We start from the raw sequence: 17916 nt of genomic DNA on the forward strand, positions 1-17916 counted from the left end.
CACCGGGCCGGGCCGACGCCATACCAGTGACGCAGGGTCACGCCAGCCGGACGTCCCCGTTCCTCGGACGGGGGCTGTAGGCAGTGGGCGCCGATGGCGATACACTGTTCGGTCGGACGCTCGGACGTCCCGGAGGAACACATGTCAGCACTCAGGTTCGGCGCGCGCCTCGTGGCGGCGGCCACGCTCGCGATTGCATTCGTCGTGGCGGCACTTCCCGCCGCTGCCCAGACCACCGGCGCCATCAGGGGCAAGGTTGTCGACGGCAAGGGTCAGCCGGTCGACAAGGCCACGGTGACGATCGAGTTCAAGGGCGGCACGGTCCAGGTCCGCGAGGTCAAGACCAACAAGCGTGGCGAGTTCACGCAGGTCGGCCTCCAGCCCGGCCCGTACTACCTCGTCGTGAAGGCGGATGCCGGTCAGGCCGCCGACCAGATCCAGGTGCCCGTCGGCAACGCGCAGGAGATGAACTTCACGCTCAAGCCGGCCGCCAAGGGCATGTCGGCCGAGGAGAGCGCCTTCCGCAAGACGTTCGACGAGGGCGTCACGGCGATGGGCGCCAAGAACCACGACGAGGCGATCACCAAGTTCAACGACGCCATCAAGATGCAGGCCGACTGCTACGCCTGCTACATGAACGTCGGCTCGGCGCACTACGAGAAGAAGGAACTCGACAAGGCGGAGGCCGCCTTCAAGAAGGCCGCCGAACTGAAGCCGGACGACCCCAAGCCGGTGTCCGTGCTCGCCGACCTCTACAACTCGCAGGGCAAGCGCGAGGAAGCCGCGGCCATGGCCTCCAAGGCGGCGGCGCTCGGCGCGGCCGGCGGCGGCGGCTCGGCGCAGGACAGCTACAACCAGGGCGTGATCCTGTGGAATGCCGGCAAGATCGCCGAGGCCAAGACCCAGTTCGAGGCGGCCGTGAAGGCCGACCCGAACTACGCCGACGCCAACTACTGGGTCGGCATGGCCAACCTCAACGGCGGCAACATGTCCGAGGCCGTGAAGTACTTCGAGAACTACCTGAAGCTCGCCCCGACCGGGCCCATGGCCGCGCAGGCCAAGGGCATCGTCGACCAGATCAAGCCGAAGGAGTGAGTACGGACGCGCTGGATTCCGGGATTGCCGGGCGGCTCGACGCCATCCGGCAACGGATCGCCAGCGCCGCGATCCGCAGCGGACGGTCTCCCGAGGCCGTCCGCCTGATCGCCGTGAGCAAGACCTTCGGGCCCGAGGCCGTGAGGGCCGCTCACGCCGCCGGGCAGGTGGACTTCGGTGAGAACCGGGTCCAGGAAGCCCTCGCCAAGCAGGCCGCCACCGCGGACCTGCCGCTCCGGTGGCACCTCATCGGGCACCTCCAGTCCAACAAGGCCAACAAGGTGCCCGGCGTGTTCGCGGCCGTGCAGTCGGTCGACAGCCTCGACCTGCTCGAGCGACTGTCGCGGGCAGCCGCCACCGGCCGCCGGCCCCTGTCGGTCCTGATTCAGGTCGATCTCGCTGGCGAAACCACCAAGTCGGGGCTCGACGAGGCCCTGCTGCGGCCCCTGCTCGCCCGCGCCGCCGACCTGCCGGGCGTCCGGGTGGAGGGCCTGATGCTCCTCCCGCCGTACGCCGACGACCTCGAGCAGGTCCGCCCATGGTTCCGCCGCCTGCGGATCCTCCGCGACACGCTCCTGGCCGAGGGCGTGCCCGCAGAGCAGTTGCGCGAGCTCTCGATGGGGATGTCCCACGACTTCGAGGTGGCGGTCGAGGAAGGCGCCACCATCGTCCGCGTCGGCTCGGCCCTCTTCGGGGCAAGGTAGACGGGGCGACAGACCTCGGGCCACAGGCGACCCGCGCGGTATTCAGGCAGCCTGCAGCCCGCAGCCTGTCGCCTGCTGAAGGCGCATTCCCGTCATCGCGCGTCGGAGAATCGTCAGCGCCACGCCCAGGCGCCCCCCTGGACCTACAGTTCAACGCCGGAAATGCTGATACTTCTGGCGTGGTACGGTATGTGCTTCCTCAATCCACGCTGATTCGCAGGAGTTCCGGCTCATGAAAGTTACGCCTCTCGATCTGCGCCAGACGCACCTCTCGTCGTCCCTCCGTGGGTACGACCGCGACGAGGTCCGCACGCTGCTCGCCGACGCCGCCGACGACTACGAGGCGGCCCTGCGCGAGCTCGACCGGCTTCGCCAGGACCTCACCGAGGCGAAGACCCAGCTCGGGGAGCATCGCGACCGCGAGGAGAACCTGCGCAACACGCTCCTCACGGCCCAGAAGGTCGCCGACCAGATCCGCGAGAACGCCGGCAAGGAAGCGGAGGTGCTCCTCCGCGACGCCGAGACGCGCTCGCAGGCGCTCCTGAAGGACGCCGAGCTGCGCTCGACGACGCAGCTCGGGGACGCGGAGGCGAAGTCCCACGCCCTGATCTCCTCGGCGCAGACGCGCAGCATGAGCGTCACCGCCGACGCCGACATGCGGGCCGCCGCCGAGATTCGCGACGCCGAGTCGAAGGCTGAGGCGACGCTGAAGGACGCGACGTCGCGGGCGCAGGCGATGCTGACCGACGCCGAGAGCCGCGCGCGCACGCTGCTCACCGACGCACAGCTGCGTGCCGATGCGACCTTCAACGAGGCCCAGCTGCGCTCCGACGCGATGGTGAAGGACGCGCAGGCGCGCGTCGACGTGCTGCTCCAGAAGACCAACGCGCGGCTCGACGAGCTCGAGCATGCCGTGGCGGAGATGCGGCTGCGCAAGCGCGACGTCGAGGGCACCCTCGAGCAGTCGATCGCCTCGCTCACCTACGCGCTGGAGTTCGTGCGCACGCAGGACTCGCGCGACGACAAGGTGCGCATGCTGCGTCCGCGGCATGCCGAGGGCGGCGCCGAGCAGGCGACCCGTCCGGCCCAGGGCGGCGAGGCCGCCATGCGGGGCTGACGCAGGGCACGGTTCATGGTCCGCAACCTGGTGCGCCTCGTCCTGCTCGGCCTGCTGGTGCATGCCGGGGTGCGCATCGTGCCGGAGTTCTGGCACTTCATCCAGTTCAAGGATGCGGTGACCGAGGTGGCGAGCTATCCGGGCCGGCGCACCGACGAGCAGCTGAAGGCCCGGATCCTCGAGCTCGCCGACGAGCACCACGTGCCGATCGGGCCGCCGGACGTGGCGATTGCCCGGCGGGGCGACCGCCTGTTCGTGTCGACGGGCTGGACCGCGCAGTTGGAGTACATCCCGCGGCAGTACTACCCCTACGACTTCATCGTCGACGTCGAGGGGCGGCCCGAGCGATTCAACGGCTTCTAGCAATTCGACATTTGAAACTCGAAATTCTCGCGGCGCGGGCCTTCGGCCACGCGCCTCGGGATGCCGCGCGCGAGCGAAGGGCGAAGCCCGAGCCGCCGAGAATTTCGAATCTTGAATTTCGAATTACTGGATCTGCTTGCCCAGCCGGTTCCACCGCGTCTTGGTGAAGAACCCGGTCAGCCCCGAGAAGAGCTGCTCCATGCCCGGCCGCTCGTAGTCGGCGGCATCGCTCTCGAACGACCAGTACACCGCGACGGCGCGGCCCTTCACGTAGGGCTGCGGCAGGAACCCCCAGTAGCGGCTGTCCTGCGAGTTGTCGCGGTTGTCGCCCATGACGAAGAGGTGTCCCTCGGGCACCGTGACTGGCCCGTAGGTTTCCCGCTTGTCGAACGACGTCGTCTCGCTGTCGGAGCGCGGTGGCAGCAGGTAGTGCACGTACGGCTCGTCGAGGGCCGTGCCGTTGATGTAGATCTTCTTGTGCCGGAGCTCGAGCGTCTCGCCGGGCAGGCCGATCACGCGCTTGATGAAGTCGCGCTCCGGATCCTCGGGCGACTTGAACACCACCACGTCGCCACGGCGGAACTGCCGGATGGGCAGCACGGCCTTCTCGAACCCTGCCGGTGCGAACAGGAACTTGTTCACGACGAGGTGATCGCCGATGAGCAGGTTGTTCTCCATCGAGCCGGTGGGGATCTTGAACGCCTGGAAGCACCAGGTGCGCACGAACAGCGCCAGGATCACGGCGACGACGATCGACTCGAAGTACTCGCGCGCGGTGCCCTTGGGCGGCGCGCCGACCGGGGTGACTGGCGTGCTCATTCGTCGGTGCCCACCTTGAGCACGGCGAGGAAGGCTTCCTGCGGGATCTCGACGCGGCCGACGCGCTTCATGCGCTTCTTGCCTTCCTTCTGCTTCTCGAGCAGCTTGCGCTTGCGGCTGATGTCGCCGCCGTAGCACTTGGCCAGCACGTTCTTGCGGATCGCCTTGACCGACTCGCGCGCGATGATGCGCCCGCCGATGGCGGCCTGGATCGCCACCTCGAACATCTGGCGCGGGATCAGCTCGCGCATCTTGGAGGCCAGCAGGCGGCCGCGCTGGTAGGCCGTGTCGCGGTGCACGATGATCGAGAGCGCGTCGACGGGCTCACCGTTCACCAGGATGTCGAGCTTGACGAGCGGCGAGTCCCAGTAGCCGGTGACGTGGTAGTCGAGCGACGCGTAGCCGCGCGACACCGTCTTCAGGCGGTCGTAGAAGTCGAGCACGACCTCGTTGAACGGCAGCTCGTAGGTGATGACGACGCGTCCCGACGTCATGTACTCGATGTTCTTCTGCTGCCCGCGCTTCTCCTGGCACAACTGCAGGATGCCGCCCACGTACTCCGAGGGCGTCAGGATCGTCGCGGTGATGATCGGCTCCTCGAGCTTCGAGATGCGCCCGGCATCGGGCAGCTTCGAGGGATTGTCGACAGCGTGCGTCTCGCCGTCGGTCGTCGTCACCTGGTAGAGCACGCCGGGTGCCGTCGTCACGAGGTCGACGTCGAACTCGCGCTCCAGGCGCTCCTGCACGATCTCCATGTGCAGCAGGCCGAGGAAGCCGCAGCGGAACCCGAAGCCGAGTGCGGCCGATGTCTCGGGCTCGAACGCGAAGGCGGCGTCGTTCAGCTTCAGCTTCTCGAGCGCGTCGCGCAGTTCCGGGTACTGATGGCCTTCCACGGGGTAGAGCCCCGCGAACACCATCGGCTTCATCTCCTGGAAGCCCGGGAACGGCTCGGCGGTCGGCCGCGCGGCCTCGGTGATCGTGTCGCCGATCTGCGCGTCGCCGAGGCGCTTGATGTTGGCGATGACGAAGCCCACCTCGCCGACGCCGAGGCTCTCGACCGGCTGCGGCTTGGGCGAGAAGATGCCGACCTGGTCGATGTCGTACGACTGGCCGTTGATCATCATCGTCACCTTCATGCCGGCACGGATGGTGCCGTCGATGACGCGGATCTGCACGATGACGCCGCGGTAGGCGTCGTACCAGGAGTCGTAGATGAGGGCCTTGAGGGGCGCGTCGGCCGAGCCGGACGGCGGCGGCACGCGCTCGACGACGGCCTCGAGGATGTCCTGGACGCCGATGCCTTCCTTGGCGCTGGCGAGGATGGCGCCGTCGGCGTCGAGCCCGATGATCTCCTCGATCTGGCGCCGCGCCTCGTCGGGCATCGCCCCGGGCAGGTCGATCTTGTTGATGACCGGGATGATCTCGAGGTTGTTGTTGGCCGCCAGGTAGGCGTTGGCGAGGGTCTGCGCCTGCACGCCCTGTGAGGCGTCGACCAGCAGCAGCGCGCCCTCGCACGCCGACAGCGACCGCGTGACCTCGTACGAGAAGTCGACGTGACCTGGCGTGTCGATCAGGTTCAGCACGTACTGCTGGCCGTCGCGCGCCTTGTAGTCGAGGCGCACCGAGTGCGCCTTGATGGTGATGCCGCGCTCACGCTCGAGGTCCATCGAGTCGAGCACCTGCGCCTCCATCTCGCGGGCCTGCAGCGCGCCCGTGAGCTCGAGGAAGCGGTCGGCCAGCGTCGACTTGCCGTGGTCGATGTGCGCGATGATGGAGAAGTTGCGTACGAAGCGCGGATCCATGAAAAGCCCTTCATTATAGCGCGCTCGCTGGACCCTGGCTCGCGCGCCATCACGGCAGTCGGCGGTCGGCCGTCGGCAAGGGAGGGCCGGCTCTCCGCGCCCGGCCCGCGCCTCAGGGCTGGGGGCTGGGGGCTGGGGGCTCGGCGCTGCCGGGCAGGCGTGGAAGCGCGCCACGTGGATGATATATTCATAGGTATATTCATGCCGACGACCGTGCACATCCCCGATCCGTTGTTGAAATCGGTCGACCGACGCGCTCGCGCGCTCGGGATCAGCCGAAACCGGCTGGTGGTGCAAGCGTTGGAACAGGTCGTCAGCGAGCCGACGGGCTGGTCGCCCGACTTCCTGCAGCGGCTCCGGGACGTGGCCCCGGAGACCACTGCCGCGGTTGACGACATGCTCACCAGCGTCATCGAGGCGAGGCGGTCGAAGGCACCGCGCGACCTGTGATGTACATCCTGGATACGAATGCGGTGTCGGCGCTGATGAAGGGAACTCCGGCGGTCGTCGACCGGCTCACCGCGCTCGCGCCGGACGAGGTCGCCATCCCGCAGCCGGTGATCGCCGAAATCGCCTTCGGGATCGAGCGCCTGCCCCGCTCGAAACGTCGAACGTTCTTGCAGGCGCGCTTCGACCTCGTGTCCGCAGGGTTGCGCCGCGTCGACTGGACCGACGCCGTCAGCCTCGCGTTCGGCCGTACGAAGGCCCTGCTCGAACGGCGCGGCATGCGCATCGAGGACTTCGACGCCGCGATTGCAGCGCATGCCCTCGCGCTCGAGGCCACGCTCGTGACCGCCAACCTCGATCACATGATTCGCGTACCGGGGCTTCGCGTCGAGGACTGGAGTCGAGGTTGACCGACGGTCTGCGCCGCCTTGCGTGGCACCGGACGATCGTGTTCGCCGTGGCGCGGCGCGCGAAGGCGGAAGGCCGTCAGGCTCCCCCTACCGCTGATCCCGCGGGACGAAGCGCTGCGGGTACGTCGGGCCGGTGTAGTCGGCGCGCGGACGGATCAGGCGGTTGTTCGAGAGCTGCTCGAGCACGTGCGCGGTCCAGCCCGACACGCGGCTGACGGCGAAGATCGGCGTGTACAGGTCGATGGGAATGCCCATCGTGTAGTACGTCGAGGCCGAGTAGAAGTCGACGTTCGGGAACAGCTTCTTCTCCGACTGCACGACCTGCTCGATGCGCTGCGACATCTGGAACCAGCGCGGGTGGCCGGCGCGTTCGCCCAGTTCCTTCGACATCCGGCGCAGGTGCGTCGCGCGCGGGTCCTCGGTGTTGTACACACGGTGCCCGAAGCCCGAGATCTTCTCCTTCCGGGCCAGCTTGCCGCGCACGAACGCCTCCGCGCGCTCGTCGGTGGCATCCTCCCCGAGGTCGAGCAGCATCTTCATGACCTCGGCGTTGGCGCCGCCGTGCAGCGGCCCCTTCAGCGTGCCGATGCCCGCCACGATCGCCGAGTGGACGTCGCTCAGGGTCGCGGCACAGACGCGCGCGGCGAACGTCGAGGCGTTCAGTTCGTGGTCGGCGTGCAGGATCAGGCCGATGTCGAAAGCCCGCACCGACGTCGGGTCCGGGCGCTTCCCCTGCAGCATGTAGAGGAAATTGGCGGCCTGGCTGAGCGCGGGGTCGGGCGCGATGAGCCCGCCACCCTGGATCATCCGGCCGTAGCTGGCCACCAGCGTGCCCATCTGGGCCGTGAGCCGCACGGCCTTCCGGTAGTTGGCCGCAGGGCTGTTGTCGCTGGCATCGGGGTCGTAGTGCGAAAGCGCCGACGTGAGGGTGCGGAGCGCGTCCATGCCGTCACCGGCCGGCAGGCTCCGCATGAGCCGAACCACGCCCTCCGGGAGGGCCCGTCCCGCCGCCAGCTGCGACTGCAGGTCGCCGAGTTCCGCCCGGTTCGGCAGGCGCCGGTGCCACAGGAGGTAGCAGACCTCCTCGAACGTCGCCGACTGGGCGAGATCGTGGATGTCGTACCCGCAGTACGACAACACACCGCGGTCACCGTCGATGAAGCAGATGGAGGACGAGGTCGCGACGACGTCTTCGAGGCCGCCCTTGGCCGCAGTGCTCATAGACCGGAGAGCATATCAAGGGACAAGGGACACGTACGCAAGTCACAAGGGAGTCGAGGGACAGGGGACGAGGCCCGGCAAGGGACACCGGAACAGAAGTCCTCGACCCGCCCCGTCCGCTCGGGCGGCCCTGAAACGACAAGAGGAGCGGCCCGGGTTCCCCCGGCGCCGCTCCTCGATCCTTCTGGTTCCCTGTCACTAGGCCTGCGTCGGCCCTTGTCCCTTGTGCTTACTCGCCGGCGATCTGCGTACTCAGTTCCGCCGACTCGCCGCCGAACTGCTGCAGCAGCGACGTCAGGCCGGGGTACAGGAAGCCGACCTGGAACAGCACGAGGAACGGCAGCGTGCCGTAGATGCCGTTGGCCAGGGCGTAGAAGACGGTGCCGGTGAAGTACAGGCCGAGCGCGACCTCCGCGAGCGGCTGCCAGAGCATCAGCTGGTGGTACTTCTTGTGCGCCCAGTCGTCGCCAGTGCGCTCGACGCCGTGCTTGGGCGTGCGGACGAACTCGCTCTGCTTGCCGAAGATGGCCTCGAGCACGGCGCGCGTGTTGTTGATCGACAGCCCGATGCCCACGGCCATCAGCAGCGGCAGGTACTTGATCCGGCTCTTCCAGTCGTTCGGGTAGGCCTGCATCTGCGAGAAGGCGTAGAAGTTGACCACCGAGAACGTCGCCGCGAAGAACAGCGGGATGTCGATCAGCAGCATCTCCGACCAGCCCATGTTGTAGCGCACGTACATGGACGGGAACATCAGCACGCAGAGCACTACCATCAACAGGTAGTTGAAGTTGGCCGTGAGGTGGAAGAAGGCCTCGGCCTTCACCCGGAAGGGCAGGTCGGCGGCGAGGATCTGCGGCAGCAGCTTGAGCGCGGTCTGCACCGAGCCCTTCGCCCAGCGGAACTGCTGCGACTTGAAGCTGTTCATCTCCACCGGCAGTTCGGCCGGGGTGATGACGTCTTCCATGAACACGAAGCGCCAGCCGCGCAGCTGCGCGCGGTAGCTCAGGTCGAGGTCCTCGGTCAGCGTGTCGTGCTGCCAGCCGCCCGACTGCTCGATGGCGTCGCGACGCCAGATCCCCGCCGTGCCGTTGAAGTTGAAGAAGCACCCGGCGCGGTTGCGGCTGCCGTGCTCGAGCACGAAGTGACCGTCGAGCATGATCGACTGGATCTTCGTGAGCGTCGAGTAATCGGCGTTGATGTGGCCCCACCGGGCCTGCACCATGCCCACCTGCGGGTCGCCGAACTGCGGCAGCGCCCGGCGCAGGAAGTCGGCGGGCGGCACGAAGTCGGCGTCGAAGATGGCGATGTAGCGCCCCTCGGCGACGTTCATGCCCGCCTCGAGCGCCCCGGCCTTGAAGCCGGTCCGATCGGTGCGGTGCAGGTACGAGATGTTGAAGCCCTGGTTCTGCCAGCGGCGGACCGCGAGGGCCGCGACGTCCACGGTTTCATCCGTGGAGTCGTCCAGGACCTGGATCTCCATCAACTCCTTCGGGTAGTCCAGGCGACAGACGGCGTCGACCAGGCGGTCCACCACGTACATCTCGTTGAAGATGGGGAGTTGGATGGTGACGACCGGGAGCGGATCGAGTTGCGGCCGGGGCCCGGGCACGTGATCGGCGTAACGCTTGTACCAGTACACCATCACGTACCGGTGCCAGCCATAGAACGCCAGGATGCTCAGGACGAAGAAGTACGCCGCAAGGATCGCGAGTTCCGATAAGGTCATAGACGGCAGCTGTCTCTACGGTTCGTGTCCAGACACACGAATTCCACAGGGTACCCTGTTGTGGCCGTGTGGTCAAACCAATGCATAGCCTCGGCGCCCGCACGCGCGTGATAGGCTAGGAGGTTCGTCCGCGCGTCTGCGCGCAGACGCCCACCGCCATGCACCTCACCACGCTCCGCGCGCTCGAGTTCGACCAGATCGCGGCCGTGGTGCGCTCGTACGCGGTTACCCCCCTCGGCGCGCGCCGACTCGAGCACCTCACGCCGTCGGCCGACCCGGTCAAGGTGGCCGAATCCCTCGACCTCACGGGCGAGGCGCTCCTGCTGCTCCAGGACCATCAGTCGCTGCCCCTGCGCGGCGGCGAGGCCGCCGGACTCGCGCTCGAGGGCCTGGCCCTGCTGGGCCAGCCGCTCGAACCGCTGCGCCTGCTGGCGCTGGCCGACTTCTTCGACTCGGTCGACCGCACGGTCGCCCTCGTCGCGCGCGCCGCGACCCGCCTGCCGGCCCTGGCGGCCGTCGCCCGGCGTGCCGAGCGGTTCGTCGATGAGAACGCCCGCGTCCGCAAGGCCATCAGCCAGCACGGCGACGTCGTCGACGAGGCCAGCCCGGCCCTGTCGGGCATTCGCGACAAGCTCCGGCGCCAACGCCAGCGGCTCCGGGGCACCCTCGAGTCGTACCTGCGGGGCCGCGACACCGCGAAGTACCTGCAGGAACAGGTCGTCACGGAACGCAACGGCCGCTACGTGCTGGTGGTCCGCGCCGAGCACCGGGGCTCCATCCCGGGCCTGATTCACGGCGCCTCGGCCAGTGGCGCCAGCCTGTACCTCGAGCCGCTCAGCACCGTCGAGGTCAACAACGACATCGTCGCGCTCGAGGAGCAGGAGGCCGAAGAAGTCCGGCGCATCCTGCTGGCCCTGACCGACGCCTACCGGGTCCGCACCGCCGACCTGCAGCAGACCGTCGAGGCCGCCACCGACCTGGACGTGATCCAGGCCCGGGCCCGCTGCTCGATGTCGTTCAACGGCGTCCGCCCCGCGCTGTCGCACGACGGACGCCTCGAACTGCGCCATGCGCGCCACCCGCTGCTCATCCCGACCGTCGCTCGTCGCCTGCCCCAGACGGAAGGCCGGGTGGCCCGCGAGATCGAGCCGGTCGCCAGCGACCTGCTCCTCGTGCCGCCCGCCAAGGCGCTCGTCATCACCGGGCCCAACACCGGCGGCAAGACCGTGGCGCTGAAAACTGCCGGCCTGCTGGTGCTGATGGCCCAGGCCGGGCTCTTCGTGCCGGCCGAGGCGGGCTCGCGCCTGCCCGTGTTCCGCAGCGTGTTCGCCGACATCGGCGACGAGCAGTCGATCGCGGCCAACCTGAGCACCTTCTCCTGGCACATGACCAGCATCGTCGCCATGGACACGGCGCTGAAGCTGCCGTCGCTGGTGCTGCTCGACGAGGTCGGCAACGGCACCGATCCCGTCGAGGGTGGGGCGCTCGGGGTGGCCATCATCGACCACTTCCGCAAGCGCGGCGCCCTGGTCGTGGCGACGACGCACTACGAGACGATCAAGACGTACGCGACCAGCACCGAGGGCGTGACCTGCGCGGCCTTCGGCTTCGAACCCGGCACCTTCGCGCCGACCTACCGGCTGATCTATGGATCGCCCGGCGGCAGCCTGGCCTTCGAGATCGCCGCCCGCCTCGGGCTGCCTCGCACCGTCCTCGACGCCGCGGCCGCCTGGCGCACCGACACCGAAGTCCGCGTGTCGGAGCAGATGGCCAAGCTGGATCGCGAGCTGCAGTCGCTCGACCATGAACGCCGCCTGACGGCGCAGGCACGCCTGCAGGCCGAGGCGGCCGAGCGGCAGCTCCGCGAGCGCGAGGCGCAGGTGCGGGAGCGGGAGGCGCAGTTCACGCGCAAGCTGGAGCAGCGCCTGAACGAGCAGTTGCGCGACGCGCGGACCGAGGTCGACCGCATCGTCGCCGACCTCCGGCAGCAGGCGGCGGCGCTCGAGAAGAAACAGCAGAAGCAGATCGTGGCGCTGCCGACGGGCGTCGTGGGTGACCTGCGCGTGTCGGCCCGCGGGGCGCTCGACGCCGTCGCCGACCGGGTGCGCGAGGGCGGCGCCGTGACGCCGGCCGCGCCCGTGATGCCGCCCACGCCCGAGGCCAGCGGCCCGATCGTCGTCGGCGATCGCGTCGAGGTCGGCGCGTTGAGGCTCCAGGGCGTGGTGCGGACGCTTTCGGACAAGGACGCCGGGGTCGACGTCAACGGCAAGCGCATGCGCGTGCGGACGAGCGAACTCCGGAAGATCGGCGGGGCGACCATGCAGGCCACCCCGGCGGTCCGGGTGACGCTGGCCGAACGCGGCGCACGAGCCGGCGCGGGGGGCGACCTCAACGTCATCGGCTGCACGGTCGACGAGGCGATCGACCGGGCCGACAAGTTCCTGGACGAGGCCGCCATGCAGGAGCTGCGGACGGTCCGCGTGATCCACGGGCATGGCACGGGGCGGCTGCGGCAGGCGCTGAGCGGCTACCTGAGCAAGCATCCGCTGGTGCTGCGCGCCGCGCCGGCGCCCAACGAGATGGGCGGCGGCGCCGTGACGCTGGTCGAGTTGAGGGAGTAGCGGGGTGCTTTATCCGCGCGAGCTCATCGACCAGATCCGGCACGCGGCGGACATCGTGCAGGTGGTGCAGGAGTACGTCCCGCTGAAGCGGGCGGGCGCCACCTACAAGGGCCTGTGCCCGTTTCATGGGGAGCGGACGCCGTCGTTCACGGTGAACCGCGACAAGGGGTTCTTCCACTGCTTCGGCTGCGGGCAGGGAGGCGACGTCTTCAAGTTCGTGGAACTCCAGGAGGGGGTGGGGTTCCAGGACGCGGTCAAGCGGGTGGCCAGCAAGTGCGGCATCACGCTGCCCGAGGCGGCGTCGTCGCCCCAGGCGCACGCGGAAGAGGTCGAGCGGGAGGCCCTGCTGAAGGCCCACGAGCTGGCCCGGGCTTTCTACGCCGAGCAGTTGCAGGGACCGGCCGGCGCAGCGGCGCGCGACCTGCTGAAGCGGCGGGATGTCCGATCGGAGAGTGTCGAGACGTTTGGGATCGGGTACGCCCCGCCGTCACGCGACATGCTCGTCAGGCATCTGAAGCAGCAGGGGTTCTCCCCCGGCCTGCTCGTGCGGGGCGGTTTGGCCATGCAGCGCGACGATGGGAGCGTCGTCGACAGGTTCCGGCAACGGCTGCTGTTCCCTATCCATAGGGAGGGCGGCTCGGTGGTGGCGTTCGGGGGGCGGGCGATGGCCGACGACCAGGTGCCCAAGTACCTGAATTCGCCGGAGACGCCGCTCTATACGAAAGGGCGGGTGTTGTACGGCCTCCACCTGAGCAAGCACGCCATCAGGAAGGCCGGGAGCGTCGTAATGATGGAGGGCTACTTCGACGTCGTGCAGGCCTGGCAGGGCGGCGTGACGCACGTGGTGGCCTCGAGCGGGACGGCCCTCACCCAGGCCCAGGCGCAGACGCTGAGGCGTTTCGCCTCGAAGGTGGTGCTGAGTTTCGATGCCGACGGGGCCGGGCAGAACGCGGCGGCCAAGTCGGGGGATCTGCTGGTGGCCGAGGGCTTCCAGGTGAGCGTGGCCCTGCTGCCGGAGGGCGAGGATCCCGATACGTTCGTGCGGCGGTACGGCGGCGACGCCTACCGGCAGAAGGTGGACGAGGCCCGGCCGTACCTGGATTTCGTGCTCGACCGGGCGGCGGCGCGTCACAACGTGAAGGATCCGACCGGTCGGGTCGCGTTCCTGAACGAGATGCTGGTCGTGGCCGCGCGCATTCCGGAGGCGCTGGCCCGGGACCAGTTCGCGGATCGGCTCGCGCACCGGGCACAGGTGGGCGAGGAGACGGTTCGTCAGGAGATTCGCAAGGCGGCGGTGACGAAGCAGGAGACCCTGCCCGACACGGCCCGCCGCGCGTCGATGCCCGGCATGACCCGGGCGGAACGCGAGCTGATCGTCGGCGTGATGACCACGCCGCGGGAGGCCCTGCTCGCGATGGATGCGCTCGAGGAGGCAGATCTCGAGCCGTTGCGCACCGCGCGCCTGTTGCGCCTGGTGCTGACACTGGACGTGCCGGACCCGGAACAGTTGCCGGGGCAGGTGCTGGCAGGTCTCACAGAAGAGGAGCGCCGGTGGGTCACCGGATTGACGATGAGCGCGGGCGTCGTGGCGACGCCCGAGTCGTGCGTACGGGCGATACACGCCATGCGGCTGGAACGGGAACGGGCCAGCGTGCAGCGGGAGATCGACCAGCTGCAGGAGGCCGGAGGCGCGGCGAACACGCAGCGAATCATGGTGCTGTGGGAGCAAAAAAAGGCGCTGCTGGAACGGATCGAGGCACTGAGGGGATAATCGAAGATCGCCCGCCATCCCCTCGCGCGGGCCGAGGAGGCCAAGCCGACGTGTCCATCGAAGACAAGTACGACGAAGTACGTCACCTGATCGCGATCGGGAAGGAGAAGGGCTACCTCCTCTACGACGAGGTCAGTGAGGTGCTTCCTGCCGACATCACCTCGTCGGCCGAGGAACTCGAGGACCTGTTCAGCACCTTCGGCAACGCCGGCATCGAGGTGGTCGAGTCCGAGCAGAAGTACCGCGAGGACAAGATGCTCGATCGCCCGGACACGGGCGAGGAGCCGGAGCTCGACCTCACGCCGGGCGCGCTCGACAAGACCAACGACCCCGTCCGCATGTACCTGCGCGAGATGGGCACCGTGCCGCTGCTGACGCGCGAGGGCGAGGTGGAGATCGCCAAGCGCATCGAGCGCGGCAAGCTGGCGGTGATCAAGTCGATCTCGCGCACGCCGACCGTCGCCAAGAAGATCCTGGAGATGGGCGAGCAGCTGAAGGAAGGCAAGCGCACCATCCGCGAGATCGCGATCTTCACCGACGATGAGGTCACCGAGGACCGCCTCGAGGAGCGCGCCAAGGAAGTCCTGAAGCAGATCGAGGCCGTCAAGAAGGCCATCGTCGCCTTCAAGACCGCCGAGGCGAAGTTCGTCACGATCAAGAAGGGCAAGACCAAGGCCGAGCTCGGCAAGTGGCGCAAGGCGCGCTGGTCGATGCTGCGCAAGCGCGTCGCCATCTCGAAGTGCATCCGCCGGATCGAGTTCACCGAGGCCGTCAAGCGCCGCCTGATCGAGGAGATCAAGGAGCAGGTGGAGGCGGTCCAGAAGATCCAGCGCGAGGCCGATCACATCGAGCGCCAGGTGAACCCGACGGCCAAGGGCCGGAAGGTGAAGCTGAAGGAGGAGGAGAAGAAGAACCTCCTCAAGAAGCAGAAGGACCTGCGCGCGGTCGTGCAGCAGATGTCGGCCGACCTCGAGGAGACCCCCGAGCGGCTGCGTCACACGCTCGAGACGATCTACCGCGGCGAGGTGCAGGCCGAGCAGGCCAAGAAGGAACTGGTCGAGGCCAACCTGCGCCTGGTGGTGTCGATCGCCAAGAAGTACACCAACCGCGGGCTGCAGTTCCTCGACCTGATCCAGGAAGGCAACATCGGCCTGATGAAGGCCGTGGACAAGTTCGAGTACCGTCGCGGCTACAAGTTCTCGACCTACGCGACGTGGTGGATCCGCCAGGCCATCACCCGCGCGATCGCCGATCAGGCGCGCACCATCCGCATCCCGGTGCACATGATCGAGACGATCAACAAGCTGATCCGCACCTCGCGCGCGCTGGTGCAGGAGCTCGGCCGCGAGCCGACCTCCGAGGAGATCGCGCAGCGGATGGACATCCCGGTCGCGAAGGTCCGCAAGGTCCTCAAGATCGCGCAGGAGCCCATCTCGCTCGAGACCCCGATCGGCGAGGAGGAGGATTCACACCTCGGCGACTTCATCGAGGATCGCAACATCGTGTCGCCGGCCGAGGCCGTCATCAACCTGAACCTCAAGGAACAGACCGATGACGTGCTGAAGACGCTGACGCCCCGCGAGGAGCGCGTGATCAAGATGCGCTTCGGCGTCGGCGACGGCAGCGAGCACACGCTCGAGGAAGTCGGCCAGAACTTCGCCGTCACCCGCGAGCGCATCCGCCAGATCGAGGCCAAGGCGCTGCGCAAGCTGCGCCACCCGTCGCGCAGCCGCAAGCTGAAGGCCTTCCTCGAAGGCCGCTCGTAGTTTCTGAATTCGGAATTCAGAGTTCAGAGTTCAGAAGGTAGAAGGTAGAAGGGGCGCTCCCCACGGGGCGCCCCTTCGCGTTTTCGCTACAATCGCACGCCATGCATCGACGGCACGCGCTCGCTCTCGCCCTCGGCCTGGTCCTCCCGTTCGCCGTGGCGCCAGCGGCAGCCGCTCAGGCGCCCGACACGGCGCTGGTCGCCAAGGCGCGCGCCATCCACGAGCGGGTCATCACGCTCGACACGCACGTCGACATCGACCCGCGCAACTTCGTGGCCGGTCCGCGCGACTACACCACCGCCATCGACACCCAGGTGAACCTGCCGAGGATGGAGAAGGGCGGCCTCGATGCCGCGTTCTTCATCGTGTACGTCGGCCAGGGGCCGCTCACGCCGGCCGGCTACGACAAGGCGTACGCGGACGCGATCGCCAAGTTCGACGCCATCCACCGGCTCACCGAGGTCATCGCGCCGAAGCGCATCGGCCTGGCGACGACGTCCGCCGAGGTCCGTGCCATCGCGGCGTCTGGCCGGCGGGTGGCCCTCATCGGCGTCGAGAACGCCTACTCGCTCGGCACCGACTTGTCGCGCATTGCGGAGTTCCAGAAGCGCGGCGCGCGGTACATGTCGCTGGCACACAACGGCCACAGCCAGTTCGCCGACTCCAACACCGGCGAGCGCGAGGGCTGGAAGTACAACGGCCTGAGCGACCTCGGCAAGCAGGCCATCGCCGAGCTGAACCGGGTGGGCATCATGATCGACCTGTCGCACCCGTCGAAGCAGTCGAACCTCCAGGCCATCGCGCTCTCGAAGGCACCGGTGATCGCCTCGCACTCCGGCGCGCGCGCCCTCGCCAACCACTCGCGCAACCTCGACGACGAGCAGCTCGAGGCGATCAAGAAGAACGGCGGTGTCGTGCAGGCGGTGGCCTTCGACGGCTACGTGAAGATCAAGCCGGCCGACTCGCCCGAGCGTGCGGCAGCACTCGCCGCGCTCCGCAAGACGCTGCCCGCGGGCGGCATGGCGACGATGACCGACGAGCAGCGCGCGGCCTTCCGCGCCGGCATGGCCGAGATCAACAAGAAGCATCCGCAGCCTCGCGCCACGGTCGCCGACTTCGTCAATCACGTCGACTACCTGGTGAAGAAGCTCGGCATCGACCACGTCGGCATCTCGTCGGACTTCGACGGCGGCGGCGGCGTGGACGGCTGGAGCAATGCCGAGGAGACCTTCAACGTGACGCTGGAGCTCGTGCGCCGCGGCTATTCGGAGGCCGACATCGCCAAACTGTGGAGCGGCAACCTCCTGCGCGTGATGGACGAGGTGCAGCAGGTCGCGGCAAAGCTGCAGGCCGCCGCGAAGTAGGGCCCGCACCTCGCACGCACGATCACATGGCTGTCCGGACGCCGCTGCCCGACCCCGTGGAGGCGCACCGCGACCGGCACTGGTGCCGCGAGGAGGCGCTGCGCGTGACCTCTGCCGGTGAGGCCGAGCGCTTCATCGAGCGTGCGGGGTTTGCCGCGTGCCTCACCGACACGCGGCGCCCCGGGCCGTCGCTCTACGTCGCGGTGTGCGGGCGGCGCGATGCGGTGATGCCACGCCACGTGCAGCACGACCCCGAAGCGTCACTCACGTGGACGCTGAAGGACGAGGTGATGCGGCGGGGCCAGGTGTATTACGCCAAGCTCGGACGCGGCCGCGCGATGTTCGTGGCGCCGCGCCTGGTGCCGGCATTCCACGCGCTCTGGGGCATGAAGAAGGTGGACGAGGCTCGCCGCCTCGACGCCGACGCGCGCGCCGTGCTGCGCGTGTTGCGCGCCGAATGGGAGATGGCCACCGCCGACCTGCGCACCGAGTCGGGCGTGACCGACGGCAAGCGTTTCGCGGCGGCGATGGACGCCCTGCAGGCGGCCATGCTCGTCGTGCCGAGCGAGGTGCTGTACGAGCCGCGCTTCACGTACATCTGGACGCTCGCGGTCGGTCGCTTCCCCGCCCTGGCGCGCAGCCGCATGACACGCGACGCGGCGCTGCGCGAGGTGGCGCGGGCGTTCCTCG

The 17916-nt window shown here is 68.5% G+C and carries 15 protein-coding genes; 11 read left to right on the forward strand and 4 right to left on the reverse strand.

Annotated features, from left to right (window positions below; all coding sequences use genetic code 11):
- The first annotated feature begins 141 nt into the window (after positions 1-141).
- The 4 genes from ACIRDX_RS01575 to ACIRDX_RS01590 all read left to right on the forward strand — a co-directional run bounded on the left by ACIRDX_RS01575 (position 142) and on the right by ACIRDX_RS01590 (position 3279).
- Positions 142-1095, forward strand: coding sequence for a tetratricopeptide repeat protein (locus tag ACIRDX_RS01575; protein WP_396623644.1), 954 nt, complete (start codon positions 142-144; stop codon positions 1093-1095).
- Complete coding sequence (locus tag ACIRDX_RS01580) at positions 1092-1799, forward strand: YggS family pyridoxal phosphate-dependent enzyme (protein ID WP_396623645.1); 708 nt, start codon at positions 1092-1094, stop codon at positions 1797-1799. The genes ACIRDX_RS01575 and ACIRDX_RS01580 overlap by 4 nt, the downstream gene beginning before the upstream one ends.
- Before the next feature lie 232 nt (positions 1800-2031).
- A complete protein-coding gene (locus ACIRDX_RS01585) occupies positions 2032-2916 on the forward strand; it encodes a DivIVA domain-containing protein (protein ID WP_396623646.1) in 885 nt (294 codons plus the stop codon).
- Positions 2917-2931: 15 nt separating this feature from the next.
- Entirely contained in the window at positions 2932-3279 is a 348-nt protein-coding gene (locus tag ACIRDX_RS01590) for a hypothetical protein (RefSeq protein WP_396623647.1), read from the forward strand.
- 123 nt (positions 3280-3402) lie between these two features.
- On the opposite strand, the gene lepB is transcribed toward ACIRDX_RS01590, so the two are convergent.
- Both lepB and lepA read right to left on the reverse strand, forming a co-directional pair.
- Complete coding sequence (gene lepB, locus ACIRDX_RS01595) at positions 3403-4098, reverse strand: signal peptidase I (protein ID WP_396623648.1); 696 nt, start codon at positions 4096-4098, stop codon at positions 3403-3405.
- Positions 4095-5900, reverse strand: coding sequence for a translation elongation factor 4 (lepA, locus tag ACIRDX_RS01600; RefSeq protein ID WP_396623649.1), 1806 nt, complete (start codon positions 5898-5900; stop codon positions 4095-4097). Before lepA ends, lepB begins: the two co-directional genes overlap by 4 nt.
- Before the next feature lie 201 nt (positions 5901-6101).
- Between lepA and ACIRDX_RS01605 the strand changes: the two genes are divergently transcribed.
- Both ACIRDX_RS01605 and ACIRDX_RS01610 read left to right on the forward strand, forming a co-directional pair.
- On the forward strand, positions 6102-6350 hold the full coding sequence (locus tag ACIRDX_RS01605; protein WP_396623650.1) for a ribbon-helix-helix protein, CopG family: 249 nt from the start codon (positions 6102-6104) through the stop codon (positions 6348-6350).
- Entirely contained in the window at positions 6350-6757 is a 408-nt protein-coding gene (locus ACIRDX_RS01610) for a PIN domain-containing protein (protein WP_396623651.1), read from the forward strand. The genes ACIRDX_RS01605 and ACIRDX_RS01610 overlap by 1 nt, the downstream gene beginning before the upstream one ends.
- Positions 6758-6844: 87 nt before the next feature.
- On the opposite strand, the gene ACIRDX_RS01615 is transcribed toward ACIRDX_RS01610, so the two are convergent.
- Both ACIRDX_RS01615 and ACIRDX_RS01620 read right to left on the reverse strand, forming a co-directional pair.
- Positions 6845-7978, reverse strand: a complete 1134-nt coding sequence (locus tag ACIRDX_RS01615) for a citrate synthase (RefSeq protein WP_396623652.1) — start codon at positions 7976-7978, stop codon at positions 6845-6847.
- A 229-nt stretch (positions 7979-8207) separates the two neighbouring features.
- Entirely contained in the window at positions 8208-9704 is a 1497-nt protein-coding gene (locus ACIRDX_RS01620; protein ID WP_396623653.1) for a cellulose synthase family protein, read from the reverse strand.
- 158 nt (positions 9705-9862) lie between these two features.
- Here ACIRDX_RS01620 and ACIRDX_RS01625 point away from each other — a divergent pair, with 158 nt between their 5' ends.
- The 5 genes from ACIRDX_RS01625 to ACIRDX_RS01645 all read left to right on the forward strand — a co-directional run.
- Positions 9863-12325 (forward strand): endonuclease MutS2, encoded by a 2463-nt coding sequence (locus ACIRDX_RS01625; protein WP_396623654.1) that lies wholly within the window; start codon positions 9863-9865, stop codon positions 12323-12325.
- 4 nt (positions 12326-12329) lie between these two features.
- Complete coding sequence (gene dnaG, locus ACIRDX_RS01630) at positions 12330-14096, forward strand: DNA primase (RefSeq protein ID WP_396623655.1); 1767 nt, start codon at positions 12330-12332, stop codon at positions 14094-14096.
- A 50-nt stretch (positions 14097-14146) separates the two neighbouring features.
- The gene (gene rpoD, locus ACIRDX_RS01635; protein WP_396623656.1) at positions 14147-15862 is read left to right on the forward strand and encodes an RNA polymerase sigma factor RpoD; all 1716 of its coding nucleotides are present in this window, start codon (positions 14147-14149) and stop codon (positions 15860-15862) included.
- A gap of 101 nt (positions 15863-15963) precedes the next feature.
- Positions 15964-17226: a dipeptidase gene (locus ACIRDX_RS01640; protein WP_396623657.1), complete on the forward strand. Its 1263-nt coding sequence runs from the start codon at positions 15964-15966 to the stop codon at positions 17224-17226.
- A 26-nt stretch (positions 17227-17252) separates the two neighbouring features.
- The coding region (locus ACIRDX_RS01645) for a hypothetical protein (protein ID WP_396623658.1) at positions 17253-17916 on the forward strand (664 nt) is incomplete at its 3' end.

Source organism: Luteitalea sp. (assembly GCF_044337415.1).
Classification (GTDB): domain Bacteria; phylum Acidobacteriota; class Vicinamibacteria; order Vicinamibacterales; family Vicinamibacteraceae; genus Luteitalea.